This window comes from Vibrio qingdaonensis (genome assembly GCF_026191675.1).
GTDB lineage: Bacteria > Pseudomonadota > Gammaproteobacteria > Enterobacterales > Vibrionaceae > Vibrio > Vibrio qingdaonensis.
In genome coordinates, this window is record NZ_JAKRRY010000061.1 from 1 (window position 1) to 15,888 (window position 15,888).

Annotated in this window: 15 protein-coding genes and 4 pseudogenes; 10 read left to right on the forward strand and 9 right to left on the reverse strand. The window is 41.3% G+C overall.

Annotated elements, in window-relative coordinates; all coding sequences use genetic code 11:
* A partial coding sequence (locus MD535_RS24140) for a DUF723 domain-containing protein (RefSeq protein ID WP_265677727.1) occupies positions 1–332 on the forward strand: 332 nt, incomplete at its 5' end.
* A gap of 12 nt (positions 333–344) precedes the next feature.
* On the opposite strand, the gene MD535_RS24145 is transcribed toward MD535_RS24140, so the two are convergent.
* Complete coding sequence (locus tag MD535_RS24145; protein ID WP_265677728.1) at positions 345–1,274, reverse strand: hypothetical protein; 930 nt, start codon at positions 1,272–1,274, stop codon at positions 345–347.
* A 224-nt stretch (positions 1,275–1,498) separates the two neighbouring features.
* Between MD535_RS24145 and MD535_RS24150 the strand changes: the two genes are divergently transcribed.
* From MD535_RS24150 to MD535_RS24165, 4 genes are all read left to right on the forward strand, one after another.
* On the forward strand, positions 1,499–2,107 hold the full coding sequence (locus MD535_RS24150; protein WP_265677729.1) for a recombinase family protein: 609 nt from the start codon (positions 1,499–1,501) through the stop codon (positions 2,105–2,107).
* Between the two features lie 97 nt (positions 2,108–2,204).
* Positions 2,205–2,822: a plasmid pRiA4b ORF-3 family protein gene (locus MD535_RS24155; protein WP_265677730.1), complete on the forward strand. Its 618-nt coding sequence runs from the start codon at positions 2,205–2,207 to the stop codon at positions 2,820–2,822.
* Between the two features lie 109 nt (positions 2,823–2,931).
* Complete coding sequence (locus MD535_RS24160) at positions 2,932–3,186, forward strand: type II toxin-antitoxin system Phd/YefM family antitoxin (protein ID WP_005526636.1); 255 nt, start codon at positions 2,932–2,934, stop codon at positions 3,184–3,186.
* Positions 3,179–3,451, forward strand: a complete 273-nt coding sequence (locus MD535_RS24165) for a Txe/YoeB family addiction module toxin (protein ID WP_265677734.1) — start codon at positions 3,179–3,181, stop codon at positions 3,449–3,451. Before MD535_RS24160 ends, MD535_RS24165 begins: the two co-directional genes overlap by 8 nt.
* Positions 3,452–3,677: 226 nt before the next feature.
* On the opposite strand, the gene MD535_RS24170 is transcribed toward MD535_RS24165, so the two are convergent.
* The 3 genes from MD535_RS24170 to MD535_RS24180 all read right to left on the reverse strand — a co-directional run bounded on the left by MD535_RS24170 (position 3,678) and on the right by MD535_RS24180 (position 5,107).
* Complete coding sequence (locus MD535_RS24170; protein ID WP_239942081.1) at positions 3,678–3,872, reverse strand: hypothetical protein; 195 nt, start codon at positions 3,870–3,872, stop codon at positions 3,678–3,680.
* A gap of 87 nt (positions 3,873–3,959) precedes the next feature.
* Positions 3,960–4,241, reverse strand: a complete 282-nt coding sequence (locus tag MD535_RS24175) for a hypothetical protein (protein ID WP_265677735.1) — start codon at positions 4,239–4,241, stop codon at positions 3,960–3,962.
* Positions 4,242–4,339: 98 nt separating this feature from the next.
* On the reverse strand, positions 4,340–5,107 hold the full coding sequence (locus tag MD535_RS24180; RefSeq protein WP_265677736.1) for a ParA family protein: 768 nt from the start codon (positions 5,105–5,107) through the stop codon (positions 4,340–4,342).
* Between the two features lie 276 nt (positions 5,108–5,383).
* On the opposite strand from MD535_RS24180, the gene MD535_RS24185 reads away from it, so the two are divergent.
* Entirely contained in the window at positions 5,384–5,767 is a 384-nt protein-coding gene (locus MD535_RS24185; protein WP_265677737.1) for a hypothetical protein, read from the forward strand.
* A gap of 47 nt (positions 5,768–5,814) precedes the next feature.
* Here the strand turns inward: MD535_RS24185 and MD535_RS24190 are convergent, their stop codons facing one another.
* The 3 genes from MD535_RS24190 to MD535_RS24200 form a co-directional block, all read right to left on the reverse strand.
* Positions 5,815–6,255: a regulatory protein RecX gene (locus MD535_RS24190; RefSeq protein WP_265677738.1), complete on the reverse strand. Its 441-nt coding sequence runs from the start codon at positions 6,253–6,255 to the stop codon at positions 5,815–5,817.
* Between the two features lie 76 nt (positions 6,256–6,331).
* Positions 6,332–7,477 (reverse strand): hypothetical protein, encoded by a 1,146-nt coding sequence (locus MD535_RS24195; protein ID WP_265677739.1) that lies wholly within the window; start codon positions 7,475–7,477, stop codon positions 6,332–6,334.
* 23 nt (positions 7,478–7,500) lie between these two features.
* Positions 7,501–8,091 (reverse strand): recombinase family protein, encoded by a 591-nt coding sequence (locus tag MD535_RS24200; protein WP_265677741.1) that lies wholly within the window; start codon positions 8,089–8,091, stop codon positions 7,501–7,503.
* A gap of 147 nt (positions 8,092–8,238) precedes the next feature.
* On the opposite strand from MD535_RS24200, the pseudogene MD535_RS24205 reads away from it, so the two are divergent.
* Positions 8,239–11,290, forward strand: a pseudogene (locus MD535_RS24205) (Tn3 family transposase).
* A gap of 31 nt (positions 11,291–11,321) precedes the next feature.
* Here MD535_RS24205 and MD535_RS24210 read toward each other — a convergent pair.
* Positions 11,322–12,772 (reverse strand): annotated as a pseudogene (locus MD535_RS24210) (DUF4158 domain-containing protein); the annotation flags it as partial.
* Between the two features lie 190 nt (positions 12,773–12,962).
* Here MD535_RS24210 and MD535_RS24215 point away from each other — a divergent pair.
* Complete coding sequence (locus tag MD535_RS24215) at positions 12,963–13,604, forward strand: recombinase family protein (protein WP_265677744.1); 642 nt, start codon at positions 12,963–12,965, stop codon at positions 13,602–13,604.
* Between the two features lie 374 nt (positions 13,605–13,978).
* Here MD535_RS24215 and MD535_RS24220 read toward each other — a convergent pair.
* Positions 13,979–14,667: pseudogene (locus MD535_RS24220) on the reverse strand (IS630 family transposase).
* Positions 14,668–15,255: 588 nt separating this feature from the next.
* On the opposite strand from MD535_RS24220, the gene MD535_RS24225 reads away from it, so the two are divergent.
* Together MD535_RS24225 and MD535_RS24230 are read left to right on the forward strand one after the other, a co-directional pair.
* Positions 15,256–15,543, forward strand: a complete 288-nt coding sequence (locus MD535_RS24225) for an OmpA family protein (protein WP_265677745.1) — start codon at positions 15,256–15,258, stop codon at positions 15,541–15,543.
* A gap of 11 nt (positions 15,544–15,554) precedes the next feature.
* Positions 15,555–15,888 (forward strand): annotated as a pseudogene (locus tag MD535_RS24230) (Ig-like domain-containing protein); the annotation flags it as partial.

Below are 15,888 nucleotides of genomic sequence, written 5' to 3' on the forward strand. Positions count from 1 at the left end.
CCATGGCGAGTAAAGAAGAAAGAGCAACACAGTTTTTAACTAACGCCAAAGAAAAGTTTGGTGAACTCTATGATTATTCAAAAGTTCAGTATGAGAACAATCGATCCCACGTCACCATCACCTGCCCTATACACGGTGATTTTTATGTTTCACCTGGTAACTTTCTCACCCGAGAAATAGGTTGTCCTCAGTGTGGGCGTCAAGCATCAAGACAGAAGCGGAAAGAGAACTACAGCAAGAAAAGAGCTGAAGCAGGCTGCGGGACAAATCAATTCAATGTACGCGGTTACCAGACCCAATATCCAGATTTATTAAAACAGATATTAAAATAGTCACGTATTAATCTACAAAAACTTCTCAGCAATCGCCTTCTTACCTTTGGGGTCAAAGGCCTCCAGATTGTCTTTTTCTGGATAGTAGTAACCCGTCACTGAAAGATCATAGTCTCCGATATCCACTCTAATAGATAGCTCTGTACCATCTCCCCAAGTATCGCGTACTTGTGATTTACAGGTCTCACCGCGTAGCTCAAACTCGAACTCGCCATCTTGTTTCTTATAATTAGCGAGCGCTGCTTTTAGCAAGGTTTCGGATATTTTTTCTCTTTTTTTCTTAGAGAACATCTCTAGGCTCCATTCCTTGATTGGGCCATATATACCACTTGTATTAAGAGCTTCGAGTATTTTACGCATATGCCCCCCTGTAAACTGATTTACTAGTAATGATGAGCGCGAACCATGTGGGCTACCTAATAAACAACGTCTTAGGTTCCACCACGTTTCAGCTACTTGGGCATCTCTCGCGTTCTTAACTAACTCTTGGACACACCACGCAAGCGCATCTCGGCTACGTATAGTGCCATCACCCTCTAATTCAACATTAATGGCCTCAACAACCACTGGGTAGGCATGGTCGCTATATAGAGCAACCTCCGTGCGATATGCATGTAGACCTACCAATTGATTAGCCTCACTCACGAGTTTGTTGGCAGTTTCTTCTGAGTAAGGGCAGGTTACAAAACCTCGCACAAACGAAATAGTGTGGTCAGCACCTCTGTACAGTTGGTTTATTGAGCTATCAGAGGTCAGTTTTGCAACTTGAGGAATCATTAGTATTGGATGCCAATCAGGATAATGATCAATTGAGTTACCAAGGCTTTCTAGCAACCGACTTAGCTCAGCCTGTCCTTTATCTCGGTCACTTAAATTTTTAGTTAAATACTGTTGCGCTGCTGCATTTGCCTCTGCCGCAGCAACGGGAAAACGAAACTCCATGAAATCACCACTTTACGTAAAATTAAATAGTTACGTAAACTATAATCACTACGAAATAATAAAGCAACACGTAAAATGTAATGTTTACCTATTGATATCCTAAGGGTACACCTCATGCAAACCACCAAAAAAGTGCCGGAATTTGGTTCGATAACTATTGATTTTCAACCCTATGCGAACCACAATGAAAAACCATACCCAAAACGAACCATTAATAAGCAACCATGTTTATAAGAGCCTATCTACGAGCCTCAACGACAGAGCAGGATGCCGAACGAGCAAAAAGTGACCTGTATAATTTTGCTAAACAACATGATATCCGTATCGCCAGTTTTTATACTGAGCATTTATCAGGCGCTAAATTAGAGAGAGCTGAATTAGGTCGTTTAATTGAAGACTCTCATCGAGGAGATGTGTTACTCATCGAAAAAGTAGACCGGCTTTCTCGCCTCCCCTACGAGCAATGGAAAGAATTGAAACAAAAATTGGTGACAGCTGGTATTCACATCGTCGTTCTCGATCAACCGATGACCCATTCTGTTCTTAGTCACCATAGCGACAGTAATGTATCTATGATTTCCAAAGTGCTGACAGAGTTTATGATTGATCTCGCTGCGGCCATGGCCAGAGACGATTACGAAACACGTCGCAAACGCCAGGCGCAAGGTATCGAAAAAGCGAAAGCGCTTGGTAAATACCAAGGACGCAAACCTAATCGTCAATTAAGGGAAAATATCGCTATGTTATTAGATGAAGGAAAGACATGGTCACAAATCCAGTGTTTGCTTGGTTGCAGCCGTTCGACCATAGCAACAGTAAAAAAAATCAATTGACACAACGAGATAAGTATTTGTTCAACAGTAGGAAAGGTGGCATTCTAATGCCAGAGATATTGTCAAAATTCGTATAGAACATTGTAGGACTATAATTATGCATCAAAAGATTCTTCGATTCAGAGTTTCTTTATCGGGAAGCGAGCCGGAAATTTGGCGAGAAATTGATGTACCCGATCATTACAACTTCTGGGAATTGCATGTTGCTATTCAAGATGCAATGGGCTGGCTTGATTACCATTTGCATGAATTTTTTCCCAAAAAAGCCGGCCCAACAAAAGGTAAGAGGATTGGTCTTCCAGAGTCAGAACATGATGAAAGTATAATCGCAAGCTGGGAACTTTCAGCCAAAAAATATTTCACATTACTCGGTAATACGATTGGTTATGTTTATGACTTTGGTGATAATTGGGATCACCAAATCACTTTGGTTGGTATGTTTTTAGCACCCTTAGACTCTATTTATCCTCAATGCTTAGACGGAAACATGGCCTGCCCTCCGGAAGATTGTGGAGGCTTATATGGTTATCAGAGAGTGTTAGAGATATTGTCCGACCAAAGCCATGAGGAGTATGTCGATACAATAGAATGGCTGAAAAATCATGCAAAAAACTATTGGCCATTCGATCAACATGCATTTAGTCCGAAAAAAGTGAAATTTTCAGACCCTTATCTACGCTGGTGCAATGCATTTAATCAGCCCTATAAAGAGTGATAGATCAAGGTCATTATAGATAATATGAGTCATCTTATGTTCAACTTACTGTACAAGTATGTTTATTAACATTATACTTGTGCAATTAAAAGTACATGTAGAGAATCTTATGAGAATAGTATCTTTTACTGAAGCTAGAAATGGCCTCAAAGCTGTTTTAGACGGTGTCGTTAATGATGCTGATACAACCGTCATTACACGCCGCGATTCTGAAGATGCTGTAGTTATGTCGTTAGACTACTACAATAGCCTTATGGAGACCGTTCACTTACTACGCTCTCCTCAAAACGCTGAACACCTAAATCGTTCGATAGCACAGTACCGTGCAGGAAAAACAACAGCGCGAGAGTTAATTGATGAGTAGCAGCAGTCAACGTTTACTATCGTGGACTAATGACGCTTGGGATGACTACTTGTATTGGCAAACACAAGACAAGAAAACACTCAAACGTATCAACAAACTCATCAATGATGTTAAGCGCTCTCCGTTTGAAGGGATTGGTAAACCAGAGCCGTTAAAAGAGAACCTGTCTGGTTTTTGGTCTCGGCGTATCGATGATACTAATAGGCTTGTTTATGCAGTCGATGAGCAAGCAATAACGATCATTTCGTGCCGTTACCACTACTAAACTAAACTCAGGTTCAGCTGTCTGACATCAAATAGATGCTCAAGATCTAAATTAAGCAACATCTAATTTAACATATTACCCATAATCATCACCACAGAATGATATTCTGTATAATATTTTTAATTATAGTGATGTGGTGGTGGTTGAGTCAACCTTTATTGGATTCATCACTTCAATGGGAAACCAAATAGGCGATGTTATTAACGCACCGCCTATAAGTATTACTTTACGCTGGTAGCTCTCCTTCCTGCTGTTGGTTCATCAGAAAGTTTTCGATCGACTTGCGACTCACGAACGTTTTGATGACCTCACGCTGACTAGGTATGAGAAGCGAAGTCTCAGCCAGTTCGAGCAAAGCATTCAGTTCTTCGTCAGTAGCGCTTTCGTTTAGGGTGTGAGAGGTGCTACAATTTACATGCATCTTAAATCTCCTTAGGGTTTAGGTGTATGCCTCTCATACTCGTCGTCTAAAACTGTATTGAGAGGCATTTTTGTAATACTATTTGTATTACAGAGAATCTATCATCTTAGCCAGCTTAGTTTGATCCACATTACCTTCGTTGTTTAACCTAACTAACGCTTTAAGCAGCTTTGCTGGAGTAACTTTAGTCATAGTTATATTATCAATATTAGTAACTGCTAAAGCTATCTCAGCTTTATCATAATCATTAAAACGATAACAAGTTGGAGCACTCTGTTTGGCTTTGACTTTACTTTGCTGAGTAATAGTTGTTATTGGTTCATCAACCTTTGTTCTATTAGCTCGCTTCTGTCTATTCTTTAAATTCATATCACAAAGTAATACTATTAGTATTACACCTCCATTTAAACAAAACGCAAAATAACCATCTACAAAACCTCAAAAAGACCAATGTATTACTATTAGTATTACAGTAAACTCGTAATTTCTTTAACTAAAGCTCTATAATCATTAATAGCAACCGAACCGTTCTTATACTGACTAAGAGGAAGGTACATAAAAGAGGCTTGTCCAATATCTTCACTTCGACGAATTGTAGTTCTTAAAACTCTCTGGGAAGCGATTTCTAATAAATCTTCATCAATAGCGTTATTGATTTTTTTATTAACTGCTGCAACTTCATTTCTAAAAACATAGTAATGTAGCTCTTGTCCTTGACTAACTTCTTGAAGAGCATCTAGCAAATCCTCTAATCCATCCAGTGCGAAAACTCCGCTATTTACTGGCATCAAAAACAAATCTGCAGCGACAATAGCATTCGTTGTCGTTAAAGACAGATTTGGAGGACAGTCAAGAATAATGAAATCAAAATCTGCTTTAACGCTATTCAAATGCTTACTTAGTCGGAGTTCCCTAAAACTAAGTGTTAAGCCAGATTCTATAACTCGACTCAAACGAATATCAGTTGGAATGTAAAAGAAATCGTCAGAATGAGGAGAAAGGGTAATCAATTGTGAGATATCGACATTATTATCTTTTTGAAATAATTGCAGTACATTTTTTTCAAATCGAACTTCACCACCAGAAACAACTTTTGAGAAGTTTCCTTGAGGATCTAGATCAATCCCTAAAACTCTAAAGCCTTGTTTAGCTAAAGTGTCAGATAAGTTAATGGCTGTAGTCGTTTTTCCAACTCCGCCCTTTTGGTTTAGTAGAGCAATAATTTTAGCAGTCATAAACACTCCAATGTAATACTATTTGTATTACATTGATGATGACACAAAACAAGCTTTCACGCAATAGTGTAATACTATTTGTATTACACTATTGCGTGAATTTCCCAAACTAACAAAAATGAATTGATGTATGGCTTTTGTGCCCATTTCAGCAGAAAGTCCAGACTTAGCCCTAAGGCTATCTCCCGTAAGGTCTAGCAATAAAGCCCATTGACCCAACAATAGATAAGAATGTGATACAATCAGTCGAAAGTTCTAAATACAGTAAATATAGCTATGTCACTTTTCCTCAATCACAGCATACTCCTTGATATCAATGAGATTATTGATAGCTCGGCTTGCGTGGATTTTGGGGTAAATAGTAAGGAGCTGGTTCGAGTCATGTGCAGCTCTCATCCTAATAATGAGGTCATTCAAAAAGCTTGTCAGACCATCAATCATCGAATAGCTGAATTTACCCCTCACCATCAACTGCAAATTGCATTAACTTACTGTACTGACTTTCACACTTATTTAGACATTCCGGATATGGATGAAGCCGTGCAAGATTATGAAGCGTCCATCAGAGAATGGATTTTGTCGGATGACGTCGTCATCGAGTATCAACTCAATCGACAACCTGGGGTTCTACGCCGGAACCGCCGAAATTTCCGACATTGAGATAAATTAAATGTAACTAATTGATTAGTAAGGATTGATTAATACTATTATTTGCTTATACACTCTAATATCATTGATAATGAGTGACCTCGATATTGAAGGTAACGAATCATCTTTGTTTTCTCCGTCTGATCTTGGGGAAAGCTATTACCAAATTTTTTTTCTTTTGCTTTAAGGCAAAGCTCAAACCAATCGACATCGGTATCTTCAAGCTCTTGTTCTATTACTAAGGGATCGAACCCTTTTTGCCTTAATTCTTGTTTAATACGAGAGGTCCCATGGCATTTGTTTAATTGCTTTGCGATTTCCTTTTCTGTCAATCGAACGTCATCGAGATAGTGGTGTGATAGCAAACGCTCCATGACTAAATCAACTATGTCACAGCTTCCTTGACGAGAAAGAGTGCGACGCATCTCTCCTGATGAATAATCTCTTTTGGCTAACAAACTGACTGCAAAGTCATATAATTTCTCTGGGGACATATTCATCTGTCGCTCTCCAAGTTCAGTGGTATTTCAAAACCTTTATTCCCTCCCGATTATTTAGCATGCTCAGGGAGTCATTTCATAGATATGAAGATCGAAGGGAGAGGGATTTCAAGTATTTATTTAGCTGTTTGAGACTATCAAGCTTCCTTATTCGTTTTTGGAGTGTCGTTATCGAATTTTCAACCATGGTAATATGCTCTTGCATTTTTGCCTGCGTCTTTTTTTTGCTCGTTGCTGAAAATTCCTTCCAAACTATAGACTTAAAACCCTGATTATTGAAAATATCACGGTGGAGACGATTCAGCTCTCTTATTCTCATTTCAAGAAGATGCTCCATTCTTAACAGAGTAGTTTCATCAAGAAAACATTCCGCATCGGGGACATACTTCGTAAACATCCTAACCAAGGTCATGACATCGTTATCTCGTTTGGCTGCTGCAAGAGTCTGCATCAAACGATGCTTTTCTTCTTTTTTCAACGGGTCTGTTTCCTTATCAGGGTGAATCACACTAGCAATGCGCTTGTACATCTTGTTGAGTTGAGTACCTCTAAACATCTCCTTAATGTTTAGAGCATCATCTTCTTCACTGTCAAAATAGTCAAATTCAAAATCATGCCATTCATCTTCACTTTGCTCCCACTCAGAGGTTGCTTCAGCGTGATGTTCAAAGAAAGACGCGCTGATCGAATCCATCAAAGACTCAAGGTCAAATCGATTACCAGATGCCAGTGTTTCGCGTATTTTCGTATGCGGAAGGTCTATATCTTCCCCGAACATATCCTTCATAGCATTTTCAAATTCGCTGCATGCAGCATCAAGTGCCTTTTGCTTTTCTTTTCTAAACACCTTGTCATGGTAAGCGTCATACTCTGTACTCAACGAGTGAACTTCGTCCATGTCATAAAAGAAAGGTAATTGGTAAAAATCACTCAACTCATGTTCAATGACCTGCATTAAGCGATTTTGGGTATCTTTCTTCAACTCTTTTGCTGTCAGAAAAGAAAGAAGGTGTTTAACCCAAGCACACCGCGCATTACCAAGTTTCTTGTCATAGGGAGCTAATACGTTGTTGTACTCTGAAAAAAGCAAGTCGACCTTTCGCTCAGCTTTTTCATTACGAAGCTCATTTTTTTCTATTTTTTTCCAAAGTTCAGATACATAGTTTGCCTGTATATCTGAACCGCTGTTTGAGCTGAAAGTCGGTACTGTTATCTCTGTCATAGTTTTATTCTACCTGTCTAATATCAAGTTATGTTATCAACCTTCCGCCTACGAGCCAATGTTCGATAGACGGTTGGACGCGAGATTGAAAACAGTTCCGCTAGATCACTGATAGAGTACTGATCAGTACAATGCATCCGGTATAGCTCTTTTTGTTGCTTATCTGACAGCTTTGGCTGCTTACCTTTGAGTTTCCCTTTTGCTCGTGCTATTGCCATCCCTTCTTTGGTTCGTAATCGAATAAGGTCGCCTTCAAATTCCGCGAAAGTAGCGAGAATATTGAAGAACATTTTCCCCATCGGATCTGCTGGATCATAGATATTGTCTCCTAGAGCGAGTTTCGCTCCTCGAGCTTGTAGGATATCAGCAATACCTCTTGCATCAGGTACTGAACGGGCTAAACGATCTAGTTTTGGAACAACTAGCGTATCTCCCTCTCGAACCGCTGCAAGCGCCTGTTCTAGGCCTGGTCTCTGTCGGTTTGAACCAGTCAGTCCTTTGTCTGTATAGATCCTGTCAGTGGAAACGCCTAGATTTATTAGCGCATCTATCTGGGCAGTTAGGTCTTGTTGGTCTGTGGAGCAACGAGCATAGCCAATCTTGATTCCAGTCATATTAATGTACGTTTAAGGAGGGACAAAAGAGATTGATATCGTACCAGTTATATGAGACAACGTCAGCCTAATCAATAGGTGGATTATTAAAGTGGTTATGACTGTCCGCTTAACGATCCTCTTACGGACAGTAATTTCGGAGACAAGATGGCGAGTAGTGGTAAAGTCGCAGGTAAAAGCGAACGACTGGCAGTATTAAATAATGCTGAACAAGAAGCTCTCTATGGTCTCCCTGATTTCGATGATGCACAGCGCTTAGAGTTCTTGGTGCTGAATGAATCGGAGTTGGCGTTAGTCAACGATCGAAAAGGGATTCATGCACAACTTTGTTGCATTCTGCAGATTGCTTATTTTAAAGCCAAAAGTCTGTTTTTCCCTTTCAATTGGAATGATGTGCTGGATGATTGCAACTTTATCCTGAGTCGTTATTTTCCTGGAGAGTCACTTCCAGCCCAATCGCCCTCTAAATATGAACGCTATACTCAGCGGGAAAAAATCTGCAAATTGTATGATTATCGTCCGTGGTCATCAGCATTGTCTTCATTAGTTGAACAACAAGCTGTCCATATTGTTCACCGCGACATCACACCTGGATTTGTTGCCACTGAGCTGATTATCTGGCTCAATGAGCACAAAATTATCCGCCCCGGCTATACCACACTCCAAGAGCTGGTCAGCAAGGTGCTTTCTGATGAAAGGCAGAGGTTGGGACGTGTTTTAATGGAACAACTTGATGACGCAACCATTGAACATTTGAACAAACTGATTGAACGCGATGAAACCCTTTCCCGCCTTGCCATTCTCAGACAGGATGCGCGTGACTTCGGATGGCGGCAGATGACCCAAGAAAGGGAAAAACGAACCCTTTTAGAGCCACTGCACCATAAAGCCTGTCATATTTTACCTGCCCTAAATATTTCTCAGCAAAACCTGCTGTATTACGCGAGTCTGGCAAATTTCTATACCGTTTACGATCTACGTCAACTTAAACCCGAGCAGACGCGTCTTTATCTGCTGTGCTATGCATACGTTCGTTATCGTCAGTTCAGTGATAACTTGGTGGAAGCCATGTTTTTCCATTTGAAAAAGCTCGAGGATGAGAGTCGCCGTGTAGCTAAGCAGCTTCTGGTTGACGTTCAAGAAAAACACCGGCGTGAAACGCCTAAGATTGGACGACTACTGTCTCTTTATGTTGATGATAGTGTCTCAGACCTTACCACTTTTGGCGAAGTTCGCCGTAGAGCTTGGAAGATTATGCCGCGGGAGACACTGCAAACCACCGCTCAGCGTATGAGCGTAAAACCCGTTAGCAAACTGGCATTACAGTGGCAAGCTGTCGATGGTATGACCGCATTAATCCGGCGTCACCTTCGACCATTATTTTTGTCGTTCGACCTCAACAGCGTAGTCAGCGATAGTCCGTGGGTTGAAGCCATGAACTGGCTTAAGGTGGTATTCAGTAAAAAGCAGACACTTTCGCAGCGACCACTAACAGAATGCCCAAAGGGAACATTACCTAAACGATTACGCCCGTATTTACTAGAGTTTGACGAGAGTGGTGAGGTCATTGGACTGAATGCTGGGCGCTATGAGTTCTGGCTCTACCGACAGATTAGAAAACGCTTTCAAGCAGGTGAATTCCACCTTAACAACAGCCTCCGTCATCGTCATCTTTCTGATGAACTGGTACCAGAAGGAAAAAAGGCGACTGTGTTAGCTGAAATGAATATCCCATTTTTGCACAAGCCAATCAAAACCCAACTAAGGAAGCTGGAGTCTGAACTGCATCGGCAATGGAAAGCATTTAACCGCGAGCTGAAACAGGGGAAGTTGAAGCATGTGATATACGATAAAGAAACGCAAAAGCTGACCTGGCATAAACCCGTTATCAACCGTAATAAGGCTCAGGAGACGCGATTTTATGAACAGCTACCATTTTGTGATGTGGCTGACGTTTTCCAGTTTGTTAACGGGCAGTGTAATTTTCTTCACACCATGAAACCATTGCAGCCCCGTTATGCTAAAAAGAATGCTGATACTGACAGCTTAATGGCGGTCATCGTTGCTCAAGCGATGAATCATGGTAATCATGTGATGGCTCGAACCAGCGATATTCCATTTCATGTATTAGAAAGCACATACGAACAATATCTACGCTTTGCGTCACTTGTCACAGCTAATGACTGTATTACTAATGCAATAGAGACACTACCGATTTTCCCATACTATTCCTTTGATCCTGAAACGCTTTATGGTGCTGTTGACGGACAAAAGTTCGGGGTTGAGCGACCAACTGTAAAGGCACGATATTCACGTAAATACTTTGGTCGAGGTAAAGGCATGGTGGCCTACACAATGCTGTGCAACCACATTCCGATTAACGGCTACCTAATTGGGACAAACGACTATGAAGCTCACCATGTATTTGACATCTGGTACCGAAACTCCTCAGAGGTAAAACCCACAGCTATCACCGGTGATATGCATAGCCTCAACAAAGCCAACTTTGCGATCTTGCATTGGTTTGGTTTGGTTTGCGCTTTGAGCCTCATTTTACAGATCTGAACAAGCAACTACAGGAGTTGTATTGCACCAGAAATCTATCAGCCTATAAAAATTGCCGAATTCAACCCGTAGGACGAATTGATCTTGACCTTATCAGTCGTGAAAAAAACGATCTTGATCGCATTGTGGCCACTCTAGGATTGAAAGAAATGACGCAAGGGACGCTAGTCCGTAAATTGTGCACATATTCAACAACCAACCCGACAAGACAAGCTCTGTTCGAATATGACCGACTGGTACGTAGCATTTACACGTTGAAGTATCTGCGAGATCCGCAGTTAGAGCGTAATATACGACGTTCCCAGAACAGGGTTGAATCCTATCACCAGTTACGAGCTGCAATAGCCAAAGTTGGTGGGAAAAGGAATTAACAGGAAAAAATGACATAGAAACGGAAATCAGCAACCAATGTGGTCGGTTAATTTCCAACGCAATCATCTACTACAACTCAGCAATCCTGTCACGATTACTAGAACGACTGGAAGCGGAAGACAATACTAAAGGCATTGATGCTCTAACTCGGATATCACCTATGGCTTGGCAACACATTCTACTGAACGGCCATTATACCTTTCAAAACAGTAATGAAATTATTGACTTAGATGAGTTGGTTGCGGGTCTCAAACTAGGGTAACGGAAATTTCGGCGGTTCCGGCGTAAAACCCCAACTTATCTAACCCTGTATTGGCAACAAGATTTTCATTCTTTTTCCATTCAGTTATAGGGATAAGATCATCTTCGAGACGTTTGTTTTTCGCACTTTCATTAACAAATATATGGTTGCTATCAAGCATTCGAGAGACTTTCTGGTACAAGTAATATTCAAAACGTCGATAGTTAACGCCTTCCTTATCAACGATATAGTCTTTGTCCTGCTTAAGAGTAACCTTTGGTCGGCAGTACAAAGGTGCTTTTCTTTTTGAAGCTCTGATTTTGCTATTTGTAATTGCGTAGAAAGTAATGTCTGACCGGGTTCACATTCAATATCTATCGCTAGAAAAAGGGGCCTAATCGAGTTTGAGATCTTTTCAAAGGCATTTTGCCGAATATCACCAAATTGAGTCTGGTCACTGACGGAGTCATCGACAAATAGTCCAAGGAGGTGACCGGCGTGGGTCAACTTGTCTCTGACCACTTCAAGCTCATCTGCAATCCGTTGTTTAGCGGCGGCAGAGGCGGATTCCCTTTGTTTTCTGGTCACATATTGAAAAGCAGTGACTAACTTATCATTCGTTTCTTGATAACGAAAAAATAAGTAGCACACGATGTATAGCATCCCTTGCCATTCAGGAGAACGGCGGATCTTATAGATAGATTGGTGTCGAATAATAGACGCGTAGTACGTTAAGTTTCCTTGCGATAACCCTAGTTCATTGATGAGTCCTTTTATCTCCTGATACACACTTCTTATTGTATTGTGCGTTTCAATTTCACACATGAGTTCCGATGGGGTGAAGTCTTTCGCTGAGCCTTTCTGCGCAGAAAGTTGATTCAAGCGCCCTTTGGTATGCAGTATTTTTTTAAGTTGCATATGAGTGGTGTCTGACATGGAGCTTGAGAGAATTGACTCTGTCCTCTGCCTCTCACTGGCTAGGACGGACGTGATCATGGTTTGTAATGTTGAATAAGCGGCTAAGCCAATGCGTTTTTGGCCAAAGAAGGCTAAGCATTCATCAAAAATATACTTGGGATAGGTGCAAATCGTTGCCACATCTTGTAGACGTTCTAGCAGCGATTTTTCATCTACCTTAGAGAATCGAGTAAATCCAAGGATTTCGTACATCTTCAATATCAATGTTGCTCGAGTACTTTTGGCAATGAGCGGGTATTTGGGTTTTCTGCTTGGAAAGTAAGTCGCGTAAAGGTAATCGACGTCTTGCTTAACATCTCGCAATCTGAACTTCGGTACGACTGGCTTAGCTCGGAAGTACCCAATAAGAGGCAGTAAGTAGATTCGAGTTTCAACCTTCCCCAAGTTTGATAGCACCTTCTCTATACGAGGATCTACCGAAAAATACTCTTCCCGCTCACTTTGGTTAAAGACGGGGCGTGAATACAGGTCATGAACCTCTTGATCTGTCAGAATTTGAATTCGGCTTGGCTTAACAGTTTGCATCGTTCCCTTTTTCATATCAGCCCAAGTAGGAGGACATCATACTAGAGGTCGGATTGGACAATTGATGTTTTATGTGAAACTTAAGTGTACTTATAAGTCATAAGTAAAAATTGACACGAAAAGCATATTTGTCATAACCTATTTGTCATACACGTTTAGATCATAACCTAAATGTCACCTTGAGGAACTTATGTACATCTTTGGATACTTAAGAGCATCAACTGCTGATCAGAATGCAAAGCGTGCTCAGAAAGCTTTGCAGGAGTTTGTACAGCAAAAGGGCTTTCGAATAGCGGGTTGGTATATTGAGAATGAATCGGGAGCTTCTTTACAAAGACCAGAGCTTCTTCGATTGCTTGATGATGCGGCAATTGGTGATGCAATCATCATAGAGCAAATTGATCGTCTTTCTCGTCTTGATGAAGAAAGCTGGTTCACATTGAAAGAAATGCTGCACGAAAAAGAACTCAAGGTGATTAGTCTGGATTTACCAACCAGTCATGTTGCATTCTCTCCCCAAATCACCGATGAATTTACCGGATCGATGATCAAAGCAATAAATAGCATGATGATGGATATGCTAGCTGCTATCGCAAGAAAAGATTACCAAGATCGCCGTCGTCGTCAGGCTGAAGGAATAAAGAAAGCCAAAGAGGAAGGTAAATACAGAGGACGGCAAGCTGACTCTGATCTACACGAAAAGATCTATCAGCTACGAGTTATCAACGGGTTAAGTATCAGTGATACCGCAAAGTTGACAAATGTGTCTACTAGAACGGTGATTCGAGTAGCTCAAAAGTTGGCAAGTGAGCGTTCTGTGGCAGTAATTTAACCATTTCATACGGAGAGACCAACATGGCTGTAACTGTATTAGGTATCGGCCTGATAAAAATGGGGTTGCACTCCATGAAGCTGCTCACAAAGGTAATATTGTCCTTTGTAAACCCAAAATAAGTCGCGCTAAACTATTGGAAACCTTAGCATACAAACCACCGTGTTTAATTGGAAGTTGTAGCAGCGCTTATTTTTGGGTTCGGACCTTGAAAAAGTAGGATATGAAGTTCGACCTATTGCTCCAACGTTTGTCTCTCCTTATCGATTATCAGGCCGAACAAAAAAATGATGCAACTCACGCTCAAAGGATTTGTGAAGCGGTTTAACGCCCTCATATAAAATCAAACACCTAAATAGCTGATCCGAATACTGCTACATTTTCGCGATACCGTGTCCGTTGCCAGGAAAAGGCGAAACGGTTTCCCTAAAATGCCATACCTTGCCAAGAAGTTCCCGCATGTTTCGGCAACTGTGATTACAGGTTACCGTTTCATGTAGTGCCAACCATAAGCGCTCTATCTTGTTGACCCAAGGTGAGTATACCGGTTGAAACAACAACCTGAACTTGGGGTTGCTCTTGAGCCAAGCCAGGGTTTTACGGCTCTTGTGAATGATGTAATTATCCAGAATTAGCGTGATAGTTTTGGCTTTGCGGTAATGTCGTTTGAGCTTTTCCAGCACTGTAATAAACAGCTCCGATGCCTTGCTGGCGCTGCTCACATAAAGCACTTTTCCTGTTTTGGTATGTAGCGCTCCTGCCAAGTAGTGCTTGCGGTTGTTACCCGGGGTGACAACACGTTTTTGCTGCCCTTTGGGCATCCAGTCCGCCCCGATTTCTCTGATTTCAGTCCATCGATGCCACATTGGGTGTACCAGCCCAACCATCGGCCTATGCTGGAGCGGGCTGCGCCGGTGATGTGCTGAACTTGGGTAACCGGCAGCCCTTGATGCAACATCAACATCGCCATCAGACGCCTGGCAAAGTGCTTATCGTTGGTTTTTTGAATCAATTTTTGCATGCGCTTGCGCTCAGCGCGGCATAGTGGTGCTAAGATAGCCATTCTCAGTCCTTAGCGAGTGGTGGGTTTGTTTGGCGATAGATCTGATCGCTCAAACAGGACTGAGTTCCCTTCCTGTGATCTACTATTTGGAATAGCTATTTAGCGTAGCTCGCAAGTAGGACGTTCGCTTATACTGTGATAGGGGTATAGGGGGGCCATAAGCCCCATAGTGTATATGGTTAACTGGTAACGATGATACACCACAAGGGCCTAACTTGTTGATAATAATGAAAATTGCAACCTCATGACTTTAAGCGCCGATTAATGCAAGGCAGACAAGCGCATGGCTTAATGTTGCACGAGATCGGAAAGTGAACTTGAATAATTCTAGTGTTCTGATAGCAAAGCAAATGCATCAAAACCAGTTATTATCTGTGGACTCTATTTTGTGAGTCTATTTCGATTTTTTGCGTTACCTTCTATCGATATTTATCTCTCTGAGACCGGCTATTTTGGTTTTCATTTTTTGGATAAGATGAGAGTTCTTTCTTTGTAGAAAATAAAGTGCAAACAAGTCAGACTAGTTGATTTAAGCCCCAACAAAATGATACTATCTATCTATATGAAATATCTATCTATATGAAAATTATGAAAAAAATAATATTACTTATTAGTTTATTCAGTATTCCACAAGCTCAGGCCAAAGTTGTTGGACACACTAGTTCAACAGGCTCAGCACTCTACAATAAAAACCTTTCTGAGCGTCGTGCTCAAGCGGTTGTCAATAAACTGATTGAATTGGGTGCCACACCGACGCAACTTGAGTGGAAAGGTGAGGGTGAATCTCAACCTGTTGCAGATAACAATACTGCAGAAGGACGAGCTAAAAATCGCCGAGTTGAAATCACCATCCCTAGCTTCCAGTTTCAAGAATAGGTTGTATTACTATGAATAAATATTTTAAATCTCTATTTGCAATAGTGATTTTTCCACTATTAATGCTATTAACCGGTTGTAATTCAGAAGGTGCTTTCTCTGAATCAACCGTAAAATTAGAACGTATAGATATCACCGCTTCACCGATAACAACACGAGGTGTTAGTGAATTGACGCTTGCGGTAGGTAACAAGCAGCCCTTTGAAGCGGTTGGTCACTACTCTGATGGTTCATCTCGCACATTGACGGATTTAACCATGAGTGATTGGCGTACAAGCGACCCTGATGTAGGACGCTTTGATGAGCCTGGCGTATTTACTGCTACTAACGAGGGTAATACGACCG